Raw genomic sequence first — 25,842 nt, forward strand, 5'->3', positions numbered from 1 at the left:
TTAACGTTTATCGAGCGTTCTTGTCAGGCTGTCGCCGATGAACTGAATGACGAAAACGATCAGCAGAATCGTCAGCGTCGCCACCAGCGTCACGTCACTGTGGTTGCGTTGGAACCCTTCCAGATAGGCCAGGTTGCCCAGGCCACCAGCGCCGATCACCCCGGCCATCGCGGTGTAGCTCACCAGCGCGATCAGGGTGACGGTGATGCCGGAAACCAGCGCCGGCGAGCTCTCCGGCAGCAATACGCGGAAAATCAGGGTGCGGTTTTTGGCGCCCATCGAGCGCGCCGCCTCGATCACCCCTTTGTCGACCTCGCGCAGCGCGATCTCCACCAGCCGGGCGTAGAACGGCGCCGCGCCGACGATCAGCGCCGGCAGGGCCGCGTCCGCGCCGAGAATGGTGCCGATCAGCGATTTGGTGAACGGGATCAGCAGCACGATCAGAATGATGAACGGAATGGAGCGGAAGACGTTGACCAACACGGAGATCAGCGAGTAGACCGCCCGGTTCTGCCACAGCTGGCCCTTCGAAGTTAAAAACAGCAGCACGCCGAGCACGATGCCCAGCATCAGCGTGGCCAAACCGGCGATGCCGGTCATGTACAGCGTTTCCCAAGTGGCGTCCCACAGTTGGTCCAGACGCAGGTGGGGGAACAGGGATTCAATCATGTTGGATAACCTTGACGGCGATGTTTCTTTCGTGCAGCAGGCTGAGCATGTCGGCGACTTGTTGTTCGTTGCCTTCGGCGTGGATGTACAGTTCGCCGAACGAACCGTTGAGGGTGTGGCTGATCTTGCCGTGCAGAATGTTGACGGTCAGGGCGTAGCGCCGGATCACTTCGGAAATCACCGCCTGATGGGTTTGCACACCCACGAAGGTCAGCTTGAAAATCGCCCCCGGCAGATGGGCGGTGAGCAGCGGGTTGAAGCTCTCTTCGGTATCCGCATACTGCGACACCTGTTTGACGAACTGCCGGGTGATCGGCTGCTGTGGTCGGGTGAACACGTCGAGCACCGGGCCTTCTTCGACGATGCGGCCGTTTTCCATCACCGCCACGCGGTGGCAGATTTTGCGCACCACGTGCATCTCGTGGGTGATCAGCACGATGGTCAATTTCAGCTGGCGGTTGATGTCCAGCAGCAGGTCGAGAATGGCGTCGGTGGTCTGCGGATCGAGCGCCGAGGTGGCCTCGTCACACAGCAGCACGCTCGGGTTATTGGCCAGCGCGCGGGCGATGCCGACGCGCTGTTTCTGGCCGCCGCTGAGCTGCGACGGGTAGGCGTCTTCGCGCCCCTGCAGGCCGACCAGCGCGATCAGTTCCGCCACGCGCGGCGCAATCTGCGCCTTGGGCACGCCGGCGATCTGCATGGAAAAAGCGATGTTTTGGCTGACGGTGCGCGACCACAGCAGGTTGAAGTGCTGAAACACCATGCTGATTTTCAGGCGCGCCTGGCGCAGGTGGCTGCCTTTGGCGCGGGCGATATCGAAGCCGCCTACGTCAATGCGGCCGCTGGTGGGCGTTTCCAGGCCGTTAAGCAGGCGGATGAGCGTGCTTTTGCCGGCGCCGCTGTAGCCGATGATGCCGTAAATTTGCCCGGCCTCTACCGCCAGGCTGACGTTGTCTACCGCCACGACGCGGCCCTGTGTGCTGTCAAAAGTTTTGCAAACGTTCGAAAGAACGATCATAGCGAAGCGGATCCTTATCGATACTTCACAGCATTCCGTCCAGAGCGCGGTGCGCCGGACAGGGATCGTTCGGCTTTTCTGCGGGGCACAACCCGGCGGGGAGTGGCGGACGGAACCTCTGTTGCGGGTGAATACCGGGCAATCCTACCGAGGGTTTATAGTGACAGGAAGAATGTAAATTCTATTACTTATTCTGATTTGATATATAAACCGGCGGGTGAAACAGGGGGGAGAAAACCGGCCGCAGGGCGGCCGGCGGGAGGGCTAGCGTTTGTCCAGCTTCATGTGCAGCAGCGGGAACGGGTTGCCCTGGCCGTCGAGCGGCGAGCGGCCGGTGATGACAAACCCGTAGTGGCGATAGAAGCCGCTGGCCTGCGGGTTTTGCTCATTCACGTCCAGCTGCAGTTCATCGTGCAGCGTTTCCGCGTGGGTCAGCAGCGCTTTGCCCACCCCTTTGCCGCGCTGATCGGCGTCGATAAACAGCATCTCCACCTTGTTGCCGTTCAGGCCGATAAAGCCGCAGGGATGCCCCGGCCGCTCTTCGGCCACCCAGACGTTAACCGCCGGCAGGTAGTCGTTCAGCACCAGCGGGAACAGCTGTACGATGTTGTCTTCGGTTAAAAAATGGTGAGTGGCGCGCACCGAACGCAGCCAGATATCTGCCAATTGCGCGTTGTCTTCCGCCGCGCGTGCTCTGATGGTAATCATCGAACTCTCTGCTATCTAAGTTGAAGGAAAAAAACTAGATAGAGGTTTTGTGGGGTTAGTGCCGAATTAACGTGGGTTAACGCCCTGCAAAGCGCCTCTGCAGTGGATCGAATAGGCCCGCCTTTTTGCAAGCGGTATAATAACTGTAATTCAGTAAGTTAATGCTTTCAACCGCCGCAGGGCGCAATGGGGCGCCCGCCGCGTGATACACTGGCCTCTGAATGAGCGAGAGGGCAGCAGGATGGAAGCGGTACGCGCAGCGATAGAAAAACAGGTGCTCAGCCTGACCGGGCTGGCGCTCGGCGGCGTCGATTTTGAGAACCCACCGGGCGATCCGGGCTTGTTCGGCCCGCAGTCGGTCATTTGGCAGGTTCACCGCGATTTCACCCCGATGCTGTGCGGCGGCGTCAGCGCCTTGCTGCTGCAGATGTTGCACCCGCTGGCGCTGGCCGGGGTGTGGGATCACTCCAACTTCCGCGAAGATATGATTGGCCGCCTGCGCCGCACCAGCCAGTTCGTGTCGGTCACCACCTTCGGCCCGACCGCCGAGGCGGAGCGGCTGATCGCCAAAGTCAAAGCCATCCATCTGCGGGTGACCGGCATCGGCCGCGACGGCACGCCTTATGCCGCCAGCGATCCGGCGCTGCTGACCTGGGTACACGTCGCGGAGAGCAGCCGTTTTCTGGCCAGCCACCTGCGCTACCGCAACCCCCATCTTTCCCGCGATTTGCAGGATCAATACTACCGCGAAGCGGCGCGCGTGGCCGCCGCGCTGGGGGCGACCGCAATTCCTCAGTCCTGCGCGGAGGTCGAAGAGTACCTGCAGGCGATGCGGCCGCAGCTGGTCTGCGATGAACGCACGCAAGAGGTGGCGCGCATTCTGCTGAAGGCGCCGGCGCCGAGCGCATTGGCGCGCCCGCTCGGCGGGGTGGTGATGCAGGCGGGCATCGATCTGTTACCCGATTGGGCGCAGCGGCAGTTCGGTTTTCATCCGGGCGCGCTGCGGCGGCGGCTGGTGCGAACGGGCGCCGCAGGCCTCGGCAAGGTGCTGGGCGCGTCGATGCGCAACGGCTCCTATCAGCGCGCGGTGCGGCGCATCACTCAGCCGTCATGAGCCACAGCCGCTATAATTAACCTTTGTTTATCTTCGTTTACGGACGCTTTTGAGACTTTTACGGGTGATCCGGCCAGTAATGCGTTTTACACTTGGGGGCAAAGCCACATTCCATTTTTGGCGCGCAGCCGATTCTGCCGCGCCCTGACCCTATTGAGGTGATATGAACGAGTCATACGTACTTGCTGAAGTCAGCAATGAGAACCAGACGCTGGTTGCGGTGGTTCAGCAAGATCACCGGGCAGCCTATTTTTATATCTATCCCGCCGAAGCCTACAGCGATCGCTATCAGGTGCGCGCCTGCTGGCTGCGCAACCTGGCCGCCGCGCCGCTGCAGGAAGATCGCGCCGCGCTGGAACAAGGGCAGCCGCCGATGCTGGCGGCGGAGTATTGCCGCAACCTGGAAGGCGAAGCGCCGCTGAACCCGGAAGGGTTGATGGTGGTGTGGAGCGAAAGCGACGACGGCGCGGCCCTGTGGTATTACGGCCAACTGCTGGCGGTGATCCCCGGCTGGAGTCTGTATATCGACCATTCGGTGTGCTATTCCGCCAGCTGCATCAAGGAGAGCCCGTTGGCTTATCCGCTCGGCTCGGCCTCGACCAACACCCAGTATGCGCAGGCGGAGAGCACCCGCCAGTTCTGGCGCAGCTGGCAGCGTGAAGAGGGCAATCCGTGGCCGAAGATGCAGCGCGATTTTCAGGCGCGCTATGAGCCGCATTTTGGCCCTTCGGTGAAGTACTACGCCATCGATCAGGGCAAGTGGCCACCGATGGCCATCACCCAGCACGAGCGCGACGGCATCTATTACTTCCTCACCATGGGGGTGAGCATCCGGCCGATGCCGTGGGTGGAGATCCTGTTCAACGACGAGGCTTCGCGCTATCGCCGCATGGAGATGGCGATCGCCATCGACAGCCAATACATGACCGAAGACAACGCGGTGCAGATGGCCAGTGCGCTGGCCGGTTTCGCGCACGCGCCGTGGGCGCGGCTGACCTGGATCGGCGAAGGGCATACGCTGGAGTCGGACGTGGCGCCGCTGGGCTACGAGGGTTATATTTTATCGTCGTCCTTCTATCCGCATAGTGCGCACCTGGCTCTGCCGCAGCAGTACGGCGATCCGGTGAACCTGTTCTGGGCCAGCCCGGTGTTTACCGCCGAGCGGCAGTTGGCGCACGCCACGCCGAACGGCGGGCACGATCTGGTGAATCGGCTGCGGGAGCAGGGCGTCGACCATATTTTCCGCCCGCGCCAGCCGGTGTGCTGACGCCACTTATCTTCTCTTCGGGAGCCGCCATGACCACCGCGCTGTTGATTATCGATGTGCAGGAAGGATTGTTTACGCCGCCGCCGGCGGATGCCGCGGGCACCGTTGCGCGCATCAATCAGCTGAGCGAGCGCGCCCGCCGGGTAGGCGTGCCGGTTGTCGTCATTCAGCACCACACGCCGGACGACGAGTTGCGGCACGGCAGCGCCGCCTGGCAAGTGCTCGCGGCGCTGAAGGTGGCGCCGGGCGATCACCGGGTGGATAAAACCACGCCGGACTCGTTCCTGCGCACCTCACTGGGCGCGTTACTGATCGCCAACGGTGTATCGCAGCTGGTGGTTTGCGGCTACTCCACGCCGTTTTGCATCGACACCACGGTGCGCAGCGCGGCGGCGCACGGTTATCCGGTGACGCTGGCAGCGGATGCCCACACCTGCCACGACAAACCCTATGCCGACGGTCTGCTGATCCGCACCCACCATAACGAGACGCTGTCGAATATCGAAAGCTTCGGCGTGCCGATCCGCGCCGTTCCCGCGGCAGACATCGTGTTCTGAGAACGGAAAAACGGCGGCCGAGGCCCCCGTTCGTTATTTCAGGCCCGCCCGCCGCGCCGCCACCTTGGCCAGCGCGGCCCAGTCCAGATCCGCATCCCCCTGCGCCATCGCGTCGAGGAAGTTGTCTTTCAGCACCCCGGCGAACGGCATCGGCGTATGGCTGTCGGCCCCGGCGGCCAGCGCCAGCCCGACGTCCTTCAGCCCCAGCGCCAGCCGGAATCCGGCGGGGGAATACTTCTCGGCGGCGATCAGCGCGCCATAGCCCTGATAGGCCGGGGCGGCGAAGACGGTGCTACTCAGCATCTGCAGGTAGTCGGCGCCGGACACGCCGTAGTTGCGCACCAGCGCGCTGCCTTCCGCCATCGCTTCAATGGCGCTGGCCAGCGTAAAGTTGGTGGCGATCTTGACGACGTTGGCCTGCGCCGGATCGGCGCCGAAGTGCCAGGTTTTCTGGCCGAGGGCATCGAACAGCGGCTGCGCTTGCTTCAGTAGCTCGCTATCGCCGGCCGCCAGAATATTCAGCTTGCCGGCGGCGGCCACGTCGACCCGTCCCAGCACCGGCGCGGCGAGATAGCCGATGCCGTGTTCCGCATGCAGCGCCGTCAAACGCTGGGCGAGTTCGACCGAGATGGTTGCCATGTTGATATGCAGCGCGCCCGGTTTCATCCGTTGCAGCAACCCGCTGTCGACCACCACCTGTTGCGTGGCGGCATCGTCGGCCAGCATGGTGATCAGCACGTCGGCATCGGCCAGCTGCTCCGGCCGTTCGGCCTGCTGCGCGCCGGCGCTCACCAGCGGCTGCGCCGCCTGCGGCGAGCGGTTCCATACCGTTAAGGCGAAGCCCGCCTGCAACAGGTTGGCCGCCATGGCGCTGCCCATCCCACCCAGTCCGGCAAATCCGATCTTCATCATGCGCTCCTTTTTCAGGTTGAAGGTTTTACCCTAGCGCGCCAGGCCAGGAACGCAAATGCCGGAGTGTAACGCCGTCTTACGCGCCGGCGGCGGGCTATTGACGCGCTGCCGCTGCGGGTATACCTTGATGGCATGAATATATCGATGCACTCCACCCACAATCAGTCATGGTGGCGCCTCTTCTGAGGCGGCACGAGTATTCACATCTCTTTTTAATGCCGCCGGTTTGGCGGCATTATTTTTTGTGGCGTTGATCCGGCGGTCTACAGACCTTCAGGAGCACTGTCATGAGCTACACCATTCTTACCGGCGATCGCGCCACCGGCCCACTGCATTTAGGCCACTTCGTCGGCTCGCTGCGCCAGCGCGTCGAACTGCAGCACCAGCATAACCAAACGGTGATGGTGGCGGATCTGCAGGGCCTGACCGACAACGGCAACAACCCGCAAAAAATCAGCGCCAACGTGCTCAACGTCGTGGCCGACTATCTGGCGGTGGGCATTGATCCGCACAAGACCACGATCTGCCTGCAGTCGGCGCTGCCGGCGTTGGCCGAGCTGACGATGTACTACCTCAATCTGGTCAGCGTGGCGCGGCTGGAGCGCAACCCGACGGTGAAAAACGAAATCGCCGAGAAGGATTTCGCCCGCAGCCTGCCGGCCGGTTTTTTGATTTATCCGGTCAGCCAGGCGGCGGACATCACCGCCTTTGGCGCCACCCACGTGCCGGTCGGCGAGGATCAGCTGCCGATGCTGGAGCAAACCAATGAGATCGTGCGGCGTTTCAACCACATCGTCGGCCAACCGATATTAACGGAGTGCCAGCCGCTGTTGAGCAACGTCGGGCGTCTGCCGGGGCTGGACGGGCAGGGCAAGATGTCGAAATCGCGCGGCAACGCTATTCAGCTTGGCGCCGGCGCCGACGAGGTGCACAAGGCGGTGATGAGCATGTTCACCGACCCCGGCCATCTCAACGTCAGCGATCCCGGTCGGGTGGAAGGCAACATGGTGTTCACCTACCTGGACGCCTTCTGCGAAGACGCCGCACTGGTGGCGGATCTGAAGGCGCACTATCGGCGCGGCGGGTTGGGGGACGTGAAAATCAAACGGCTGCTGGAGGATTGCCTGCAGAGCCTGCTTGAGCCGATCCGCACCCGCCGCGCCGAATTCATCGCCGATAAAGGCGAGCTGACGCGCATCCTGCAGCACGGTACCCGCCGCGCGCATCAGGTCAGCCAACAGACGCTGCAACAGGTCAAGACGGCGCTGGGGCTGGACTTCTTCACCCTGGCGTGAGGCGAACGCCGGGGCGGCACGCGTCACGCCCCGGCCATAAAACGATCATCCCACTGTCATAAACTTATCCGTTAATAGGTGCCCATAATGATTAGCCACTGAAACCAGAGAAATCATATGGCTCAGGCACTGTTAAAATTGGCACAGCACGACTTTCCAGGGCAGCACGCCGCCGCATCCCGCAAAGTTTTATCGGTAAAGGGACTCGGCAAGGCCTACAAAGCGCAGCAGCGCGTGCTGGATGACATCAATTTCGATCTGCATGCCGGCGAATTCGTGGCGGTGATCGGCCGTTCCGGCGCGGGCAAGTCCACGCTGCTGCACACCCTGAACGGCACCATTCCTCCCAGCTGCGGCGAGATGCTGCACTTCGAAGACGATGGCGTGGCGCAGGATATCGCTCAGCTGGCCGGCCGCCAGATGCGCCAGTGGCGCGCGCGCTGCGGCATGATCTTCCAGGACTTCTGCCTGGTGCCGCGGCTGGACGTGATGACCAACGTGCTGCTGGGCCGTCTGAGCCATACGTCCACTCTGAAATCCTTCTTCAAACTGTTCGATGACGCCGACCGCGCTCGCGCCATCGAGCTGTTGCAGTGGCTCAACATGCTGCCGCACGCGCTGCAGCGCGCCGAGAACCTCTCCGGCGGCCAAATGCAGCGCGTCGCCATCTGCCGCGCGCTGATGCAAAACCCGCAAATCCTGCTGGCCGATGAGCCGGTCGCGTCGCTCGATCCGAAAAACACCCGCCGCATCATGGACGCGCTGCAGAAAATCAGCGAAGACGGCATCGCGGTGATGGTGAACCTGCACTCGGTCGAACTGGTGAAAGAGTATTGCTCGCGGGTGATCGGCATTGCCCACGGGAAGATCGTGTTTGACGGGCATCCTTCGCAACTGAACGAACGGATCCTGCACCAGCTGTATGGCGAAGAAGCCAATCAGATCCATTGAAGCACTTTTGACCTTTACCCTTTACACACAAGGCACACCTAATGAAAAAAGTATTGAGTCTGACCACCCTGATGGCCGGCGCGATGATGGTATTTAATGCTGCCGCAGCGGATGCGCCGAAAGAGCTGAACCTGGGCATTCTCGGCGGCCAGAACGCCACCCAGCAGATCGGCGATAACCAGTGCGTGAAGCAGTTTCTGGATAAAGAGCTGAACGTCGATACCAAGCTGCGCAACTCGTCCGACTATTCTGGCGTGATCCAGGGCCTGCTGGGCGGCAAGATTGACCTGGTGCTGAGCATGTCGCCGTCGTCGTTCGCTTCGGTCTACATCAAGGATCCGAAAGCGGTGGACATCGTCGGCATCGCGGTCGACGACGTCGACCAGTCGCGCGGCTACCACTCGGTGGTGGTGGTGAAGGCCGGCAGCCCGTACCAGAAACTGGAAGACCTGAAAGGCAAGGCCATCGGCTTCGCCGATCCGGATTCCACCTCCGGCTTCCTGATCCCGAACCAGGCGTTTAAAAAGCTGTTCGGCGGCACGGTCGACAACAAATACAACAACACCTTCTCCAGCGTCACCTTCTCCGGCGGCCACGAGCAGGACATTCTCGGCGTGTTGAACGGCCAGTTCGAAGGCGCGGTGACCTGGGCGTCGATGATCGGCGACTACAACACCGGCTACACCAGCGGCGCGTTCACCCGCATGATCCGCATGGATCACCCTGACCTGATGAAACAGATCCGCATCATCTGGCAGTCGCCGCTGATCCCCAACGGCCCGATCCTGGTGAGCAACTCGCTGCCGGCCGACTTCAAGGCCAAAGTGGTCACCGCGATCAAGAAGCTGGATAAAGACGATCACCAGTGCTTTATCAAAGCGATGGGCGGCAAACAGCACATCGGCGACACCACCCTGGCGGAATACCAGAACATCATCGATATGAAGCGCGAGCTGACTAAAGGCGACCGTTAATTCCCGGCTGCCTCGGCCGTCCGAATGAAGGGGTTCAGCGTGCTGAACCCCTTGTTCCATAAAGATGGAAGACCTCTTTTGAATACCGATTTCGCACACTATTACCAACGGATCCGCAGCAAGCAAAAGCGCGAAGCGCTGCTGTGGTCGCTCGGACTGGTGGTGCTGTACCTGGGCGCCGGCAACCTCGCCGAGTTCAACCTGCACACCGTCTGGGTGTCTATTCCGCACTTCTTCGACTACCTGGCCGAAACCATTCCGACGCTGCATTGGCATTTACTGTTCGCCGACGGGCGCACCGAGGGCTCGCTGGCCTACTGGGGTTACCGCCTGAATATCCAGCTGCCGCTGATCTGGGAGACCCTGCAGTTGGCGCTGGCGGCGACCATTTTCTCGGTGCTGGTGGCGACCGTGCTGGCGTTTCTGGCGGCCAGCAACACCTATACCCCGGCCTCGGTGCGGCTGGCGATCCGCACGCTGGTGGCGTTTTTGCGCACCATGCCGGAGCTGGCGTGGGCGGTGATGTTCGTGATGGCGTTCGGCATCGGCGCCATTCCCGGCTTCCTGGCGCTGGCGCTGCACACCATCGGCAGCCTGACCAAGCTGTTCTACGAATCGATCGAAACCGCCTCCAACAAACCGGTGCGCGGGCTGGCGGCCTGCGGCGCCACGCCGCTGCAGCGCATGCGCTTCGGCCTGTGGCCGCAGGTGAAGCCGGTGTTTCTCTCCTACAGCTTCATGCGGCTGGAGATCAACTTCCGTCAGTCGACCATTTTGGGGCTGGTGGGCGCGGGCGGCATCGGCCAGGAGCTGATGACCAACATTAAACTCGACCGCTACGATCAGGTCAGCATGACGCTGCTGTTGATCATCGTGGTGGTTTCCGTGCTCGACTACGTGTCGGGCGAGCTGCGTAAGCGCGTGGTGGAGGGGGCAAAATGATAGCGGGCACTCCGGCGTCGGCGGAAACGCTGCGCCAGTTGAAACAACAGCATCCTGCGATCTTCGCGCAGCAGGGGCGCTACCTGCGCACCGTCGGCCTGATCGCGCTGGCGATCGTGCTGTACTATGTGTTCTTCTTCCTGGTCTTCGGCATTACCTGGCCGCAGTTTATCAACGGCTGCCAGCAGCTGGGGCGCTATTTCCTGCGCATGTTCGTCTGGCACGACTTCGTCAACTGGCCGTTCATGTACTACTTTCAGCAGATCGGCATCACCATCGCCATCGTGTTCGCCGGCACCATCACCGCGTCGCTGATCGCGCTGCCGCTGTCGTTCTTCGCCGCGCGCAACGTGATGTCGACGCCGCTGCTGCGGCCGATCTCCGTGCTGGTGCGCCGCTTGCTGGACGTGCTGCGCGGTATCGACATGGCGATCTGGGGGCTGATCTTCGTGCGCGCCGTCGGCATGGGGCCGCTGGCCGGGGTGTTGGCGATCGTGATGCAGGACGTCGGGCTGCTGGGCAAACTGTACGCCGAAGGGCACGAGGCGGTGGACAAGTCCCCCAGCCGCGGCCTGACGGCGGTGGGCGCCAACGGGTTGCAGAAGCACCGCTACGGCATCTTCACCCAATCGTTCCCCACCTTCCTGGCGCTCAGCCTGTACCAGATCGAGTCCAACACTCGCTCTGCGGCGGTGCTGGGCTTCGTCGGCGCCGGCGGCATCGGCCTGGTGTACGCGGAAAACATGCGGCTGTGGAACTGGGACGTGGTGATGTTCATCACCCTGATCCTGGTGGTGGTGGTGATGATCATGGATAAGGTCTCGTCGATGCTGCGCAACAAGTACATCATCGGCGAAGACATCCCGCTGTATCAGCAAAAAAGCCAAATCGATTGAGAAACCCCTTGCCGATCCCTATACTGCCGCACATTCAAGGTGTGTGGCAGTCATTTCGTTTCGCAATGTGCGCACGTCCCCGTTAGACAAGTAAAGGCAATGCAATCCCATGATGAACAACGACGTGCTGCGCAGCGTGCGCTATATGCTGAGCATTAACAACGCCAAAATGGTCGAGATTATCAAACTGGACGATTTCGAGGTGGCGGTGTCGGCGATGGACGCTTACGTGATCAAAGAAGGCGAGCCGGGCTACGAGAAGTGCCCGGACGAAGTGATGGCGCACTTCCTCAATGGCCTGGTGTTCTTCAAACGCGGCAAGGACGACAAGTTCCCGGCGCCGGCGGTTGAGCTGCCGATCACCAATAACCTGGTGCTGAAAAAGCTGCGCGTGGCGTTCGAGCTGAAAGACACCGACATGCACCAGATCTTCACCGCGGTGGACTTCCGCATCTCCAAGCCGGAGCTGAGCGCGCTGTTCCGCAAAGAAGGCACCAAGAACTACCGCCCATGCGGCGATCAGATGCTGCGCTACTTCCTCAAAGGGTTGGCGCAGCGCGTTCGCGGCGAGTAACGCGCAGCGTTCACCGAGCCTCAGGCGCAATCGCAAGGTTGCGCCTTTTTTATTGCCGCTCTCCCGCCCGCCGTTGTTGTACAGGCCCTCAGCCATCCGCCATCGATGGTGGGCGGGCCGCCCCCCGGTTACTTTCTCATGGTCAATTCAATCACCCAAACCATGAGGAAAGCAGGATGCCAACCATCACGAAAACCCAATCACTTTACACGTTGACCCGGCCGGTCTGGCTGGATGCGGCAGGCATGAGCAAAGGTATCGATCACGATCGCCAGCACCTGGGCATCATTCTCGCCGCCGGGCAGGTGCTGCGAGTGCGGCAGACCAACGCGGCGTTTACCGGCAAGCTCACGCTGCGCTTGCTGAATGACGACAGCAAAACGGAGGCTGAATTCAGCCTCGGCGCGAGCTGGGTCGAGGCCCAGGTCAATGCCGTCTCGGTGCCGTTTATCGATACGCCGTACGGGCAGGGCGAACCGGCGCTGGAGTTCGAGTATCCGGACACGGCGAAAGCGCTGCCGGTTTATCGCCGCGGCGAAAACGAAGCCGCATTCTTCGCCCGCTGGGACGATCGGGACGCCGAGTTTGCGCTGGTCGATGCGGAATACGCGGTATTGCTGGTGCCGAAAATCAGTAAACCGGCGCTGAAGTCGCTGGGCGAGGCGAAAAACATCGACGGGCTGATCGCCTACTATGACCGCATTTTCACCTTCTACAATGCGCTGACCGGCGTCTCGTTCGAGGCTGAACACGAATCCGATCGCAATATTCGCAACCGCTACTTTATGAAGGCCGATAAACACGGCGCCGGCGCCGCGTATTACGGCGGCCGCTGGACGGCGGAAACCAGCAACTCGGTCAGCAGCTTCTGGCTGACGCCGAAAGACAGCAACTGGGGCAGCCTGCATGAGATCGCGCACGGCTATCAGGGGCACTTTATGGGCGACAAATATTTCTCCACCGGTGAGATGTGGAACAATATTTACGCCGCTTGCTATCAGGACGTGATGCTGGGAGAGCGCAAATACCAGGAAGGGTGGCTGTATAACTACGGCAACGCGGCTGGCGTCGAGAAGAAAATCGTCGATCTGATCGCTCAGGGTACGCCGCTCAACCAGTGGGATCTGCGCTCCAAGCTGTTCTTCGCGATGCTGATGGTCGACAAGGCAGGCAAGAACGCCTTCACGCACTTTAACCAGCAGTATCGCCAAAGCTGCAATACGCCGGGCTTCGTGCCGTCCGAACATGCCTTGCTGGACCTGCTGTCGGCAAGCTTCGCCGCGGCCGGCGAGCAAATCGACGTGACGCCGTTCGTCGAGCTGACCGGCGGCGTGATCACCCAAACGCAGCGCGATCTCAACGCGTACAGCCACGCCAAGGCGGTATACCCGCTGTATCAACTGGTGGATGCGCAGAGTTTGCCGGCGGTGCAGGCACAGCTGAAGCTGGATTCCTCCCTGCGCCTGGTCGATTCCTCTCAGCTCAAGGCGAGCGGCCTGAAAGGCGATGTCGCCCTGAGTCTGGATATCGATGACTTTGCGCAGATCTACGGTGAGGAGCTTGTGCTGATGGAAGGGGCGCGCTATGCCCACAAGGTCCGTATCGACGCGCCGACCCTGGCCCTGGCTGCGTTGCCGATCGGCGTGTACACCCTGCGGTTGCCGACCGGTAAAGATCGCAAATACCGGCCGACGGCGGGTTACCTGACGGTGAAACAGGGGAAAAGCGCGGTGACGCTTCGCTTCGAGCGCAAAGCCGCTTCGCCGATCGTGTCGCAGGAGATCAATCTGTTGGGCCTGAGCGATGCGGTCTTCGCCACCGTGGTCGTCGATCGCGCCAAAGGGGCGGTGGTGGTTGACGTGACCAGCACCACGCCGCACGCCTACTTCCCGGGTGAAACCTATGCCCGGGTGACGCTGCGCGATCGGCAGGGTGCGGTGCGCTTCAGCAAAGAGGTTCAGGGCACTCAGGCTACGTTAAGTCACGACGAGCTGCCGTTTGCCGAGGGTGATGACATCGAGATTTATCATGTGGAGCCGAGCCGGGTGCGTTTGAATCCGGCGGCGGCCGGCGTCATCGATAACAAAAACAAAACCAACGTGCTGCGTATCGAAACCAGCGGGCTGAAAAACCCGGCGCTTTCCGGCGATCCCGAGCAGGCGCTGCTGATGCGCCTGGAACAGGCGGCGCAGCGTTTGCGCCGGCTGCTGCCGGCCTACTACGCGCCATCGTCGTCGTTCAAGGACGATATTTATCTGGCGATCGGCGCCTTTGCCGAGCCGCAGCGCGAGCCGCTGTTGGCGACCTATCGGGATTGCCTGCCGGCCGGCAATACGCCGCCGGGCGCTAACGTCGGCAATGCGTTTACCGTGGCCGGCAAAGGGATTGGCGATCGCCAGTTTCTGACCTGCGCCGTCGATCTGGTGAAGAAAACCGTGACCGTGACGCTGGCGGCGGGGATTGCTCACCACTACTTTACCGACAGCTACGCCTTCCTCAGCGTGACGGATGCGGACGGTAATACCTTGCTCAGCTACGACGTCATCGGCAGCCAAAATCAACAGGCTAAAACCTGGGTGCTGCCGCTGTCAGGCTACGGCGGTGAGGTGATCCATCTGCGGCATGAAGAGCCGGACAACCGTCTGACGATCGTCAACGAGATGCAGCATGTGCGACTGGCGGAGAAGGGCAAGCAACAGACCTACTGCATTACGCCGGTCGGTTTAAAACGCATTAAGGATTGATCCCCATCGGCCTCCCGGGGCGGCGAGTGTCGTCGCCCCGATTTTCCTCTGCATCATCCCCTTATTGCACTCTTTTTGTTCTCCCGCTGCGCGCCGCTGGTGCAGGCCGTTCACCCTCGCCGTCATAAGTTTTAATTATAATTTATTGAAATCATGAGATTAAAAATTGGCACGCCGGTTGCTCTGTTGAATCCCATCTTGTGTACCAGATGGAATTCAGCCGATGAGCGACCCTGTTGAAACGTGCGGTTTTACCCTCAGTGAATGGCAGCACCATTATCAAACCCGTCCGGCGGGCGAGCGCCTCGCCTGCGTCAGCGCGACGATCGAAACCCTGATCGCCGGGCTGAACCCGGACGATAACGCCTGGCTGTATCTCGCCACGCCGGCGCAGCGCGAGCAGCAGTATCGGCAGCTCGCGCAGTTGCTGGCGGCGGTCGACGGCGATCTCAGTCGCCTGCCGCTGTTCGGCGTGCCCTTCGCCATCAAAGACAATATCGACGTCGGCGGCTGGCCAACCAGCGCCGCCTGCCCGGCGTTCACCTATCAGGCCGCGGCGGACGCTACCGTGGTCGCCAACCTGCGCGCCGCCGGGGCGATCGCCCTCGGTAAAACCAACCTCGACCAGTTCGCTACCGGGTTGGTGGGCACCCGCTCACCTTATGGCGCGGTGGTCAACAGCTTCGACAGCCGCTACGTCAGCGGCGGTTCCAGCTCCGGCTCCGCCTCGGTGGTGGCGCGCGGCCTGGTGCCGTTCGCGCTGGGCACCGACACCGCCGGTTCGGGGCGCGTGCCCGCCGGGTTCAACAACATCGTCGGGCTGAAGCCGACCAAAGGGCGGTTGTCCAACCGCGGCGTGGTGCCGGCCTGCCGGTTGAACGATACGGTGTCGGTCTTCGCGCTGACGGTGGCCGATGCGGCGCAGGTGGCGGAACTGGCGAGCGGCTTTGACGCGGCAGATCCGTATTCCCGCCCCGATCCGCATACCGCGCCGGCGGATATTCCCGCCGCGCCGCGTTTCGCCATCCCCGCCCAACTGGAGTTTTTCGGTGACGTTCAGGCTGAGCGGGCGTTTCACCGCGCGCTGGCGCAGCTGCAGGCGGGCGGCGCCACGCTGGAACCCCTCGATTTCGCGCCGTTTCGCACCCTGGCGGAACAGCTGTATTACGGCCCCTGGGTGGCGGAGCGCACCGTGGCGATTGAGCAGATGCTGGAAGCGAGCCCGCAGGCTATCGACCCGGTGGTGCGCGGCATCGTCGGCAACGGCCTGAGCTACAGCGCCTGCGACGCCTACAAGGCGGAATACCTGCGCGCCGAGCTGACGCGGCAAATTGCTCAGCGGCTGGCGCCGTTCGACGCGCTGGTGGTGCCGACCGCGCCCACTATCCGCACCCTGGCGGAGATGGCGCAGGAGCCGGTGCTGTTCAATTCGCAGTTCGGCACTTACACCAATTTCACCAACCTGGCCGATCTGAGCGCGCTGGCGTTGCCGGGGCCGCTGCGCGAAGACGGGCTGCCGGCGGGCATCACCCTGATTGCGCCCGCCTGGCATGACCGGGCGCTGGCGGCGTTTGGCCTGCGCTGGCAACGGCAAAGCGCCTTACCGCTCGGGGCTACCGGCCGGGCATTGCCGCCGCAGCCCACACCGGCCCCGTCTGCGGGACATGTGCGTCTGGCGGTAGTGGGCGCTCACCTCAGCGGTATGCCGCTCAACGTCCAACTGACGCAGCGCGACGCGGTGCGGGTGGAGCAAACCGTCACCGCCCCCTGTTACCGCCTCTACGCGCTGGCCGATACCGAGCCGCCGAAGCCGGGGCTGGCGCGCGTGGCGCAGGGAGCGGCGATCCGTCTTGAGCTGTGGGACATCCCGCTGGCCCGTTTCGGCGAGTTTGTGGCGGAAATCCCGGCGCCCTTGGGCATCGGCACGCTGCTGCTGGCGGACGGCCGGCGGGTGAAGGGGTTTATCTGCGAAGCCTGGGCGCTGGAAGGCGCCACGGATATCACTGAGTTTGGCGGCTGGCGCGACTATCTCGCCAGCCTTAAGGGGCACGAACATGTTTAATACCGTACTGATCGCTAACCGCGGCGAAATCGCCTGCCGCGCCATTCGCACCCTGAAACGCCTGGGCGTCACCAGCGTGGCGGTTTATTCCGACGCCGACCGCAATGCGCCGCACGTCACCGAAGCCGACAAGGCAGTGGCGCTCGGCGGCGACAAGGCCGCCGACAGCTACCTGCGCATCGACAAGATCCTTGCGGCCGCCACCGCCACCGGCGCGCAGGCGATCTACCCCGGCTACGGATTTTTGTCCGAGAGCGCCGAGTTTGCCGAAGCCTGCGAGGCGGCGGGCATCGCCTTTATCGGCCCGACGGCGGCGCAGATCCGCGAGTTCGGCCTCAAGCACCGGGCGCGCGAGCTGGCGGCGTTGGCCGGGGTGCCGATGACGCCGGGCACCGGCTTGCTGGAGAGCGTTGAGCAGGCGGTTACCGCCGCCGCGTGCATCGGCTACCCGGTGATGCTGAAAAGCACCGCCGGCGGTGGCGGCATCGGCCTGACGCGCTGTGACGGCGAGGCGGCGCTGCGCGACGCGTACGACAGCGTCAAACGGCTGGGAGAACAGTTCTTCCGCGACGCCGGCGCCTTTATCGAACGCTTCGTCGATCGCGCGCGCCACGTCGAGGTGCAGATTTTCGGCGACGGCCAGGGGCGGGTGGTAGCGCTCGGCGAGCGCGATTGCTCGCTGCAGCGCCGCAACCAAAAAGTGGTGGAAGAAACCCCGGCGCCACACCTGCCGGCGGCGACCCGCCAGGCGCTGCACCGGGCGGCGGTGGTGCTGGGCGAGTCGGTGAATTACCGCAGCGCCGGCACCGTGGAATTCATTTACGACGCCGCGCGCGACGAGTTTTACTTCCTGGAAGTGAACACCCGCTTACAGGTAGAGCACCCGATCACCGAGATGGTCACCGGCCTGGATCTGATCGAAGGCATGCTGCAGGTGGCGGCGGGCGACGCGCTGGATTGGGCGGCGCTGCAACGCGCGCCGCAGGGTGTGGCGATCGAAGTACGTCTCTACGCCGAAGATCCGCTGAAGAACTTCCAGCCCAGCCCCGGCGTGCTGACCGAGGTGCATTTCCCCGCCGACGTGCGCCTCGACGGTTGGGTGGCGACCGGCAGCGAAGTCTCGGCGTTTTACGACCCGATGATCGCCAAGCTGATCGTGCACGGCGCGGATCGGGCGCAGGCGCTGGAAAAACTGCGCGTGGCGCTGGCGGCGACCCGTTTGCACGGCATCGCCACCAACCTTGACTATCTGCGGCAGGTGATCGCCACGCCGCAATTTCAGCGCGGCGACGTTTGGACGCGCCTGCTGGACGAGGTGCGTTTCCAGCCGCACTGCCTCGAAGTGCTGCAACCCGGCACCTACAGCAGCGTGCAGGATTATCCCGGCCGCCTCGGCTATTGGGACATCGGCGTGCCGCCGTCCGGCCCGATGGACGACTTCGCGTTCCGGCTGGCCAACCGCATCGTCGGCAACCACCCGGCGGCCGCCGGGCTCGAGTTTACCCTGCAGGGGCCGACGCTGCGCTTTCATTGCGACGCCATCATCGCGCTGACGGGTGCCAGCTGCCCGGCCGATCTGGATGGCGAAGCGGTCGCTTACTGGCGGCCGATCGCGGTGCGGGCCGGGCAGGTGCTGACGCTGGGGCGCGCCACGCACGGCTGCCGCACCTATCTGGCGGTACGCAACGGCTTTGACGTGCCGGTGTATCTCGGCAGCCGTTCCACCTTTGCGCTGGGCCAGTTTGGCGGCCACGCCGGGCGCACCTTGCGCGTGGCGGACATGCTGGCGATCGCTCAACCGACGCTGGCTGCTTGTACCACGCCGGCGCCGATCGCCGCGCCGCAGGCGATGGACGACAGCCTGATCCCTTACTACGGCGACCAGTGGCACATCGGCGTGCTGTACGGGCCGCACGGCGCGCCGGACTTTTTCACCGCTGAATCAATAGAGGCCTTCTTCGCCGCCGACTGGCAGGTGCATTACAACTCCAACCGCCTCGGCGTGCGCCTGGCGGGGCCGAAGCCCGAATGGGCGCGGGAGGACGGCGGCGAAGCCGGTTTGCATCCTTCCAACGTGCACGACTGCGAGTACGCCATCGGCGCGATCAACTTCACCGGCGATTTCCCGGTGATCCTGACCCGCGACGGGCCCAGCCTCGGCGGCTTCGTCTGCCCGGTGACCATCGCCAAGGCCGAGCTGTGGAAAGTGGGGCAGGTGAAGCCGGGCGACCGCATCCGGTTCCATCCGATCGGCTTTCGCCAGGCGCAGTCGCTGGAGCAGGCGCAGCTTGGCAGCATCGAAGCGCTGGCGGCGGTGAAGGCCATCACCCTGCCGCCGCCGGATCTGGCCCCGGCGGAGACCGTTTCCGCCGCGGTGCTGGCGGCGCTGCCAGCGGCGGAAGGGCGTCCGGCGGTGGCGTATCGCCAGGCGGGGGACGGTTACATTCTGATGGAGTACGGCGACAACGTGCTCGATCTGGCGCTGCGGCTGCGCATCCATCTGCTGATGCAGTCGCTGCGAGAGGAGGCGATACCGGGCGTGGCAGAGCTGGCGCCGGGCGTGCGTTCGCTGCAGATCCGCTACGACAGCCGGCAGATTAGCCAGGCCGACCTGCTGCAGCGCCTGTTGGCGCGCGAACGGGCGCTGGGGGACGTCAGCCGCCTGAAGGTGCCGACGCGCACCGTCTGGCTGCCGATGGCGTTCGAGGATTCGGCCACGCTGGGCGCGGTGGATCGCTATCAGCAGACGGTGCGCGCTTCGGCGCCCTGGCTGCCGAACAACGTCGATTTCATCCAGCGCATCAACGGCCTGAGCCGACGCGAGCAGGTGCGCGACATTCTGTTCGACGCCAGCTACCTGATCCTCGGTCTGGGAGACGTTTACCTCGGCGCGCCCTGCGCGGTGCCGCTCGATCCGCGCCATCGCCTGCTGAGTTCCAAATACAACCCGGCACGCACCCACACCGCCGAAGGGACGGTCGGCATCGGCGGCATGTACATGTGCATCTACGGCATGGATTCGCCGGGCGGCTACCAACTGGTGGGGCGCACGCTGCCGATCTGGAACAAATTCCTCAAAAACCCGCAGTTCACCGCCGGTGAGCCCTGGCTGCTGCGCTTCTTCGATCAGGTGCGCTTCTACCCGGTCAGCGAGCAAGAACTGGACGAGCAGCGCGAAGCGTTCCGCGAAGGGCGCATGCAGGTGCGCATCGAAGAGAGCGAATTCGACTTCGCCGCCTACACCGATTTCCTGGCCGACAACGCCGAGGCGATCGCCGACTTCCAGCATCGCCAGCAGCAGGCGTTCAGCGCCGAAGTGGCGCGCTGGCGCAGCGATGACGACGAGGCCGAGGCGCAGCTGTTGCCGCCGGAGGAAGAAGACGCCATCGACGGCGATCTGGTCAGCGCCGATCTGAACGGCAGCGTGTGGAAGATCCTGGTGGAGCCGGGGCAGGCGGTGGCGGCCGGTCAGCCGCTGATCGTGGTCGAGGCGATGAAGATGGAGCTGGCGGTCACCGCGCCGCGCGCCGGGATCGTCAAACGCATCAGCTGCCGGCAGGGGCGGCCGGTCGGGCCGGGCGACGCCCTGCTGTGGCTGGAAAAAGCGGTCTGAACGGAGGGGCGATGATGCAAATCACCAACGGGGAGCACAAGGCGCGGCCGGAGGGACTGGCGGAGCGCATTTATCTGCAGCTCAAGGCCGACATCTTCGAGTTTCGCCTGCTGCCGGGCGATCGCTTCAGCGAAAGCGACGTGGCGCAGCGCATGGCGGCCAGCCGCACGCCGGTGCGTCAGGCGCTGTTTCGGCTCGAGCGCGAAGGCTATGTCGAGGTGCTGTTTCGCAGCGGCTGGCAGGTGCGGCCGTTCGACTTCGCCTACTTCGAAGAGCTGTACGACCTGCGCATCGTGCTGGAACAAGAGGCGGTGAAACGGCTGTGCGAATGGCCGGCCGGGGAAACGCCGGCCGCGCTGGCGGCGCTGAACCGTTTTTGGACCGAAGCGCCGCGTCTGGCGGACGGCCAGGCGGTGTCGCAGCACGATGAGCAGTTTCATCAGGCGTTGGTGGCCGCGGCGGGCAACGGCGAGATGGCGCGCATTCACCGCGAGCTGACCGAAAAGATCCGCATCATTCGCCGGCTGGATTTCACCCAGCAGGCGCGGGTGGACGCCACCTACCGCGAACACGCCGCCATTTTGCAGGCGATCCTGCAGCGGCAAAGCGAGGCGGCGCAAGCGCTGCTCGGCGAGCATATCGCCGTCAGCAAGGCAGAGGTACGAAAAATAACGCTGCACATGTTGCATCAGGCGCGGTCCCAGCAGCCCGCGCGCTCGGCGCAACGATTTTGATTTCACACACATCAGGAGTTTGAACTATGCAACGTCGTCGTTTTATCAAAGCTTTTGCGCTGTCCGCCGCCGCGATCGGCCTGGGCCTGGCCTGGAGCGTGCAGGCCGCCGACACCATCAAGGTCGGCATTCTGAGTTCGCTCTCCGGCACCATGGCGATTTCCGAGACGCCGCTGAAGGATGTGGCGCTGATGACCATTGACGAGATCAACGCCAAAGGCGGGGTGCTCGGTAAAAAGCTGGAGCCGGTGGTGGTGGATCCGGCCTCCAACTGGCCGCTGTTCGCCGAGAAGGCGCGCCAGTTGCTGAGCCAGGACAAGGTGGCGGCGGTGTTCGGCTGCTGGACCTCGGTGTCGCGCAAGTCGGTGCTGCCGGTGTTTGAGGAGCTGAACGGGCTGCTGTTCTACCCGGTGCAATACGAAGGCGAAGAGATGTCGCCGAACGTGTTCTATACCGGCGCGGCGCCGAACCAGCAGGCGATCCCGGCGGTGGAATACCTGCTGAGCGAGGACGGCGGCGGCGCCAAGCGCTTCTTCCTGCTGGGCACCGATTACGTCTATCCGCGCACCACCAACAAGATCCTGCGCGCCTTCCTGCACAGCAAAGGCGTGCAGGACAAGGATATTGAAGAGGTCTACACGCCGTTCGGTTACAGCGATTACCAGACCATCGTCGCCAACATCAAGAAGTTTGCCGCCGGCGGCAACACGGCGGTGATCTCCACCATCAACGGCGACTCCAACGTACCGTTCTACAAAGAGCTGGCCAACCAGGGCGTCAAGGCCACCGACGTGCCGGTGATCGCCTTCTCGGTCGGCGAGGAAGAGCTGCGCGGCATCGATACCCAACCGCTGGTGGGCAACCTGGCGGCCTGGAACTACTTCGAATCGCTGGATAACCCGACCAACAAGCAGTTTGTCAGCCAGTGGAAAGCCTACGCCAAGGCGCACAACCTGCCGAATTACGCCACCGCGGTCACCAACGATCCGATGGAGGCCACCTACGTCGGCCTGCACATGTGGGCGCAGGCGGTGGAAAAGGCCGGCACCACCGACGTCGATAAGGTGCGCGCGGCGATGGCCGGGCAAACCTTCGCCGCGCCGTCGGGCTTCACGTTGACCATGGACCAGACCAACCACCATCTGCACAAGCCGGTGATGATCGGCGAGATCGAGGGCAACGGCCAGTTCAACGTGGTGTGGCAGACCGAAGCGCCGGTGCGCGCACAGCCGTGGAGCCCGTATATCGCCGGCAACGACAAGAGGCCGGATTACCCGGTGAAGGGCGGCAAGTAACGTCACTCAGCGCCGGCGCGGCCCAACGCCCGCCGGCCCAACAGAAGAGGCAGCTGATGCAATCTCCGTTTTTATCTTCTCTGCGCGTCGGGCTGTGGCTGCTGTGCGCCTGGCCCCTGCTGGCGCAGGCCGGGCCGGCCGATGAGTTTGCGGCGGCCAACCGTGCGCAGCAGGCCAAACTGCTGCAGGCCTGGGCGGCCGAGCCGGACGCCGCGCGCCTGCCGCTGCTGCAGGGGCTGCAGCAGGAAACCGTGGCGATCGACGGGGCGAAGCGCGCCTTTATCCGCCAGGGCGATCGCTATCTGCCGCTCGAGGGCGAGGCGGCCCCGGTTGGCGAACCGAAGAAGGTGTGGCTGAACAACCGGCTGCGCATTCTGATTGCCAACGCATTGTCGGCGCAGCGGCTGGTCAGCGCGGACGCGGCGGTGCGGCTGCAGGCGGCGAGCGCACTGCAGCGCGAAGCGAACGGCGAGCAGCTGCCGCTGTTGGCCCGGCAGCTGGCGCGGGAAACAGACCCACAGGTGCATCAGGCGCTGAGCCTGGCGCTGGCTAACCTGCAGCTGGCCGACGGCAATCCGCAGGTGCGTTTCAATGCGGTGCGGCTGTTGGGCGAATCGGGTGAACCGGAAACCCGCGCGCGGCTGCAAGCGTTGACCGATGCCGCCCACGAGCCGGACGCCGCGGTGCGCGCCGAGGCGCAACGCAGCCTGCAGCGGGTGCAGCATCGCCTGATGATCGGCGATCTGCTCGGCCAGGCGTTCAGCGGCCTGTCGCTCGGTTCGATCCTGCTGCTGGCGGCGCTCGGGCTGGCGATCACCTACGGCCTGCTCGGCGTCATCAATATGGCGCACGGCGAAATGCTGATGCTCGGCGCCTATTCCGCCTACCTGGTGCAGGGGCTGTTTCAGCAGTTTGCGCCGCAGTGGCTGGCGCTCTACCCGCTGGCGGCGCTGCCGGTGGCGTTCGCCATCACCGCCGGGATCGGCATGCTGCTTGAGCGCACGGTGATCCGCCACCTGTACGGCCGGCCGCTGGAGACCCTGCTGGCCACCTGGGGCATCAGCCTGGTGTTGATCCAGCTGGTGCGGGTGCTGTTCGGGGCGCAGAACGTGGAGGTCGCCAACCCGGCGTGGCTGTCGGGCGGCGTGCAGCTGCTGCCGAACCTGGTGCTGCCGTGGAACCGCATCGCGGTGATCGCGTTCGTGCTCTTGGTACTGGCGATGACCTGGCTGCTGCTGAATAAGACCCGGCTCGGCATGAACGTGCGTGCGGTGACGCAAAACCGCGCGATGGCGGCCTGCTGCGGCGTGCCCACCGGGCGGGTGGACATGCTGGCCTTCGGGCTGGGATCCGGCATCGCCGGGCTCGGCGGGGTGGCGCTGTCGCAGTTGGGCAACGTCGGGCCGGAGCTGGGGCAAGGTTACATCATCGATTCGTTCCTGGTGGTGGTGCTCGGCGGCGTCGGCCAGCTGGCGGGGACGGTGGCGGCGGCTTTCGGCCTCGGCATCGTCAACAAGATCCTCGAGCCGCAGATCGGCGCCGTGTTGGGCAAGATCCTGATCCTGGTGCTGATCGTTCTGTTTATTCAAAAGCGCCCGCAGGGGCTGTTCGCCCTCAAGGGCAGGGTGATTGACTGATGAGCCAACCATTGACCGTAACCGGCGTGCAGAAAGCGCCCCGGCTGGCGTTGAGCATCGGCGCGCTGGCGTTGCTGGCACTGCTGGTGATGCCGTTCATGACGCTGTTGCCGGCGGATCATCCGCTGGCGGTGTCCACCTATACCCTGACGCTGGCGGGCAAGATCCTGTGCTACGCGGTGGTGGCGGTGGCGCTCGATCTGGTGTGGGGCTATGCCGGGCTGCTGTCGCTCGGCCACGGGCTGTTCTTCGCGCTCGGCGGCTACGCCATGGGCATGTACCTGATGCGGCAGGCGGCGGGCGACGGGCTGCCGGCGTTTATGGCGTTCCTCTCCTGGAATGAGCTGCCGTGGTTCTGGAGCGGCACCCAGCATTTCGCCTGGGCGCTGTGCCTGATCGTGCTGGTGCCGGGCCTGCTGGCCTTCCTGTTCGGCTACTTCGCCTTCCGCTCGAAAATCAAAGGGGTATATTTCTCGATCATGACCCAGGCGCTGACCTATGCCGGCATGCTGCTGTTCTTTCGCAACGAAACCGGCTTCGGCGGCAATAACGGCTTTACCGGTTTCACCACGCTGCTCGGCTTTCCCATCACCGCCGCCGGCACGCGGGTGGCGCTGTTTCTGGCGACGGTGCTGCTGCTGGCCGCCAGCCTGGCCATCGGCTTTGCGCTGGCGCGCAGCAAGTTCGGCCGGGTGCTGACCGCGGTGCGCGATGCGGAAAACCGGCTGACCTTCTGCGGCTACGATCCGAAGGGCTTCAAGCTGTTCGTCTGGACGCTGTCGGCGGTGCTGTGCGGGCTGGCCGGCGCGCTCTATGTGCCGCAGGTCGGCATCATCAACCCCGGCGAAATGTCGCCGACCAACTCGATCGAGGCCGCCATCTGGGTGGCGCTCGGCGGGCGCGGCACGCTGGTGGGGCCGCTGCTCGGCGCCGGCATCGTCAACGGCGCCAAGAGCTGGTTCACCATGGCCATTCCCGAATACTGGCAGTTCTTCCTTGGCCTGATGTTTATCGTCGTCACGCTGTTTCTGCCCAAAGGGGTGATCGGCCTGCTGCGCAGGAGGAAAACCTCATGAAAGCGATGCAAGTGACCGACGAGCTATTTACCCACCCGTTGCCGGCGGATAAATACCGGCAGCAAACCGATCCGGTGCTGCAGCTCGACAACGTCAACGTCAGCTTCGACGGTTTTCGCGCGCTGACCGATCTGTCGCTGCGCATTGGCGTTGGCGAACTGCGCTGCGTGATCGGCCCCAACGGCGCCGGTAAGACCACGCTGATGGATGTGATCACCGGCAAGACCCGGCCGGACAGCGGCAGGGTGTTTTACGATCAGACCGTCGATCTGACCCGGCTGGCGCCGATGCAGATCGCCCACGCCGGCATCGGCCGCAAGTTTCAAAAACCGACGGTGTTCGAGGCGCTGACGGTGTTCGAAAATCTGGAGATCGCGCAGAAAACCCGCAAATCGGTGTGGGCCTGCCTGCGCGCCCGCCTGAGCAGCGAACAGCGCGACCGCATCGACGAGATGTTGAAGACCCTGCGGCTGGGGCATGAACGCCACCGGCCCGCCGGGCTGTTGTCCCACGGGCAGAAACAGTTTCTCGAGATCGGCATGCTGCTGGTGCAGGAACCGCACCTGCTGCTGCTCGACGAACCGGCGGCCGGCATGACCGACGCCGAAACCGACTACACCGCCGAACTGTTCCGCGAGCTGGCGGGCAAGCATTCGCTGATGGTGGTGGAACACGATATGGGGTTTGTGGAAACCATCGCCGATCGCGTGACGGTGCTGCACCAGGGGCAGGTGCTGGCTGAAGGATCGCTGGCACAGGTGCAGGCCGATGAACGGGTGATTGAGGTATATCTGGGGCGCTGAG

General features: G+C 63.7%; 21 protein-coding genes. 17 read left to right on the forward strand and 4 right to left on the reverse strand.

What is annotated here, in order from left to right:
- The 3 genes from EKL15_RS09785 to EKL15_RS09795 all read right to left on the reverse strand — a co-directional run bounded on the left by EKL15_RS09785 (position 1) and on the right by EKL15_RS09795 (position 2,395).
- Complete coding sequence (locus EKL15_RS09785; RefSeq protein ID WP_203089337.1) at positions 1 to 669, reverse strand: methionine ABC transporter permease; 669 nt, start codon at positions 667 to 669, stop codon at positions 1 to 3.
- Positions 662 to 1,687, reverse strand: coding sequence for a methionine ABC transporter ATP-binding protein (locus EKL15_RS09790; protein WP_203089339.1), 1,026 nt, complete (start codon positions 1,685 to 1,687; stop codon positions 662 to 664). The genes EKL15_RS09785 and EKL15_RS09790 overlap by 8 nt, the downstream gene beginning before the upstream one ends.
- 264 nt (positions 1,688 to 1,951) lie before the next feature.
- Positions 1,952 to 2,395 (reverse strand): acetyltransferase, encoded by a 444-nt coding sequence (locus EKL15_RS09795; protein ID WP_203089341.1) that lies wholly within the window; start codon positions 2,393 to 2,395, stop codon positions 1,952 to 1,954.
- 241 nt (positions 2,396 to 2,636) lie between these two features.
- Between EKL15_RS09795 and EKL15_RS09800 the strand changes: the two genes are divergently transcribed.
- The 3 genes from EKL15_RS09800 to EKL15_RS09810 all read left to right on the forward strand — a co-directional run bounded on the left by EKL15_RS09800 (position 2,637) and on the right by EKL15_RS09810 (position 5,333).
- On the forward strand, positions 2,637 to 3,509 hold the full coding sequence (locus EKL15_RS09800) for an oxygenase MpaB family protein (protein WP_203089349.1): 873 nt from the start codon (positions 2,637 to 2,639) through the stop codon (positions 3,507 to 3,509).
- 163 nt (positions 3,510 to 3,672) lie between these two features.
- Positions 3,673 to 4,776: a suppressor of fused domain protein gene (locus EKL15_RS09805; RefSeq protein WP_038880072.1), complete on the forward strand. Its 1,104-nt coding sequence runs from the start codon at positions 3,673 to 3,675 to the stop codon at positions 4,774 to 4,776.
- Between the two features lie 29 nt (positions 4,777 to 4,805).
- Positions 4,806 to 5,333 carry a cysteine hydrolase family protein gene (locus EKL15_RS09810; protein WP_060421112.1) on the forward strand — a complete coding sequence of 176 codons (528 nt, stop codon included), beginning with the start codon at positions 4,806 to 4,808 and terminating at the stop codon, positions 5,331 to 5,333.
- A 33-nt stretch (positions 5,334 to 5,366) separates the two neighbouring features.
- On the opposite strand, the gene EKL15_RS09815 is transcribed toward EKL15_RS09810, so the two are convergent.
- Positions 5,367 to 6,242 (reverse strand): NAD(P)-dependent oxidoreductase, encoded by an 876-nt coding sequence (locus tag EKL15_RS09815; protein WP_060421117.1) that lies wholly within the window; start codon positions 6,240 to 6,242, stop codon positions 5,367 to 5,369.
- A 290-nt stretch (positions 6,243 to 6,532) separates the two neighbouring features.
- On the opposite strand from EKL15_RS09815, the gene trpS reads away from it, so the two are divergent.
- The 14 genes from trpS to urtD all read left to right on the forward strand — a co-directional run bounded on the left by trpS (position 6,533) and on the right by urtD (position 25,841).
- A complete protein-coding gene (gene trpS, locus EKL15_RS09820) occupies positions 6,533 to 7,540 on the forward strand; it encodes a tryptophan--tRNA ligase (protein WP_046686640.1) in 1,008 nt (335 codons plus the stop codon).
- A 117-nt stretch (positions 7,541 to 7,657) separates the two neighbouring features.
- Positions 7,658 to 8,491 (forward strand): phosphonate ABC transporter ATP-binding protein, encoded by an 834-nt coding sequence (phnC, locus tag EKL15_RS09825; protein WP_203089351.1) that lies wholly within the window; start codon positions 7,658 to 7,660, stop codon positions 8,489 to 8,491.
- A 41-nt stretch (positions 8,492 to 8,532) separates the two neighbouring features.
- Entirely contained in the window at positions 8,533 to 9,465 is a 933-nt protein-coding gene (gene phnD, locus EKL15_RS09830) for a phosphonate ABC transporter substrate-binding protein (RefSeq protein WP_019454696.1), read from the forward strand.
- A gap of 78 nt (positions 9,466 to 9,543) precedes the next feature.
- Entirely contained in the window at positions 9,544 to 10,407 is an 864-nt protein-coding gene (gene phnE / locus EKL15_RS09835; protein ID WP_193158834.1) for a phosphonate ABC transporter, permease protein PhnE, read from the forward strand.
- The gene (gene phnE / locus EKL15_RS09840) at positions 10,404 to 11,303 is read left to right on the forward strand and encodes a phosphonate ABC transporter, permease protein PhnE (RefSeq protein WP_033637591.1); all 900 of its coding nucleotides are present in this window, start codon (positions 10,404 to 10,406) and stop codon (positions 11,301 to 11,303) included. Before phnE (EKL15_RS09835) ends, phnE (EKL15_RS09840) begins: the two co-directional genes overlap by 4 nt.
- A 109-nt stretch (positions 11,304 to 11,412) precedes the next feature.
- Entirely contained in the window at positions 11,413 to 11,877 is a 465-nt protein-coding gene (locus EKL15_RS09845) for a DUF1456 family protein (RefSeq protein ID WP_004939471.1), read from the forward strand.
- A 176-nt stretch (positions 11,878 to 12,053) separates the two neighbouring features.
- Positions 12,054 to 14,621: a putative mucin/carbohydrate-binding domain-containing protein gene (locus EKL15_RS09850; protein ID WP_203089353.1), complete on the forward strand. Its 2,568-nt coding sequence runs from the start codon at positions 12,054 to 12,056 to the stop codon at positions 14,619 to 14,621.
- A gap of 223 nt (positions 14,622 to 14,844) precedes the next feature.
- Complete coding sequence (gene atzF / locus EKL15_RS09855) at positions 14,845 to 16,683, forward strand: allophanate hydrolase (protein ID WP_203089363.1); 1,839 nt, start codon at positions 14,845 to 14,847, stop codon at positions 16,681 to 16,683.
- Positions 16,676 to 20,296, forward strand: a complete 3,621-nt coding sequence (gene uca, locus EKL15_RS09860; RefSeq protein WP_203089368.1) for an urea carboxylase — start codon at positions 16,676 to 16,678, stop codon at positions 20,294 to 20,296. The genes atzF and uca overlap by 8 nt, the downstream gene beginning before the upstream one ends.
- Positions 20,297 to 20,310: 14 nt before the next feature.
- The gene (locus tag EKL15_RS09865; RefSeq protein WP_060421829.1) at positions 20,311 to 21,030 is read left to right on the forward strand and encodes a GntR family transcriptional regulator; all 720 of its coding nucleotides are present in this window, start codon (positions 20,311 to 20,313) and stop codon (positions 21,028 to 21,030) included.
- 26 nt (positions 21,031 to 21,056) lie between these two features.
- The gene (urtA, locus tag EKL15_RS09870) at positions 21,057 to 22,325 is read left to right on the forward strand and encodes an urea ABC transporter substrate-binding protein (RefSeq protein WP_203089377.1); all 1,269 of its coding nucleotides are present in this window, start codon (positions 21,057 to 21,059) and stop codon (positions 22,323 to 22,325) included.
- Positions 22,326 to 22,381: 56 nt separating this feature from the next.
- On the forward strand, positions 22,382 to 23,962 hold the full coding sequence (urtB, locus tag EKL15_RS09875) for an urea ABC transporter permease subunit UrtB (RefSeq protein ID WP_203089385.1): 1,581 nt from the start codon (positions 22,382 to 22,384) through the stop codon (positions 23,960 to 23,962).
- The gene (urtC, locus tag EKL15_RS09880) at positions 23,962 to 25,038 is read left to right on the forward strand and encodes an urea ABC transporter permease subunit UrtC (RefSeq protein WP_149572084.1); all 1,077 of its coding nucleotides are present in this window, start codon (positions 23,962 to 23,964) and stop codon (positions 25,036 to 25,038) included. Before urtB ends, urtC begins: the two co-directional genes overlap by 1 nt.
- The gene (gene urtD / locus EKL15_RS09885) at positions 25,035 to 25,841 is read left to right on the forward strand and encodes an urea ABC transporter ATP-binding protein UrtD (protein ID WP_015377102.1); all 807 of its coding nucleotides are present in this window, start codon (positions 25,035 to 25,037) and stop codon (positions 25,839 to 25,841) included. Before urtC ends, urtD begins: the two co-directional genes overlap by 4 nt.
- Position 25,842 lies beyond the last annotated feature (1 nt).

Origin of the sequence: Serratia sp. 4542 (assembly GCF_016805595.1) — a bacterium.
In the GTDB taxonomy this organism is placed as follows: domain Bacteria; phylum Pseudomonadota; class Gammaproteobacteria; order Enterobacterales; family Enterobacteriaceae; genus Serratia; species Serratia nevei.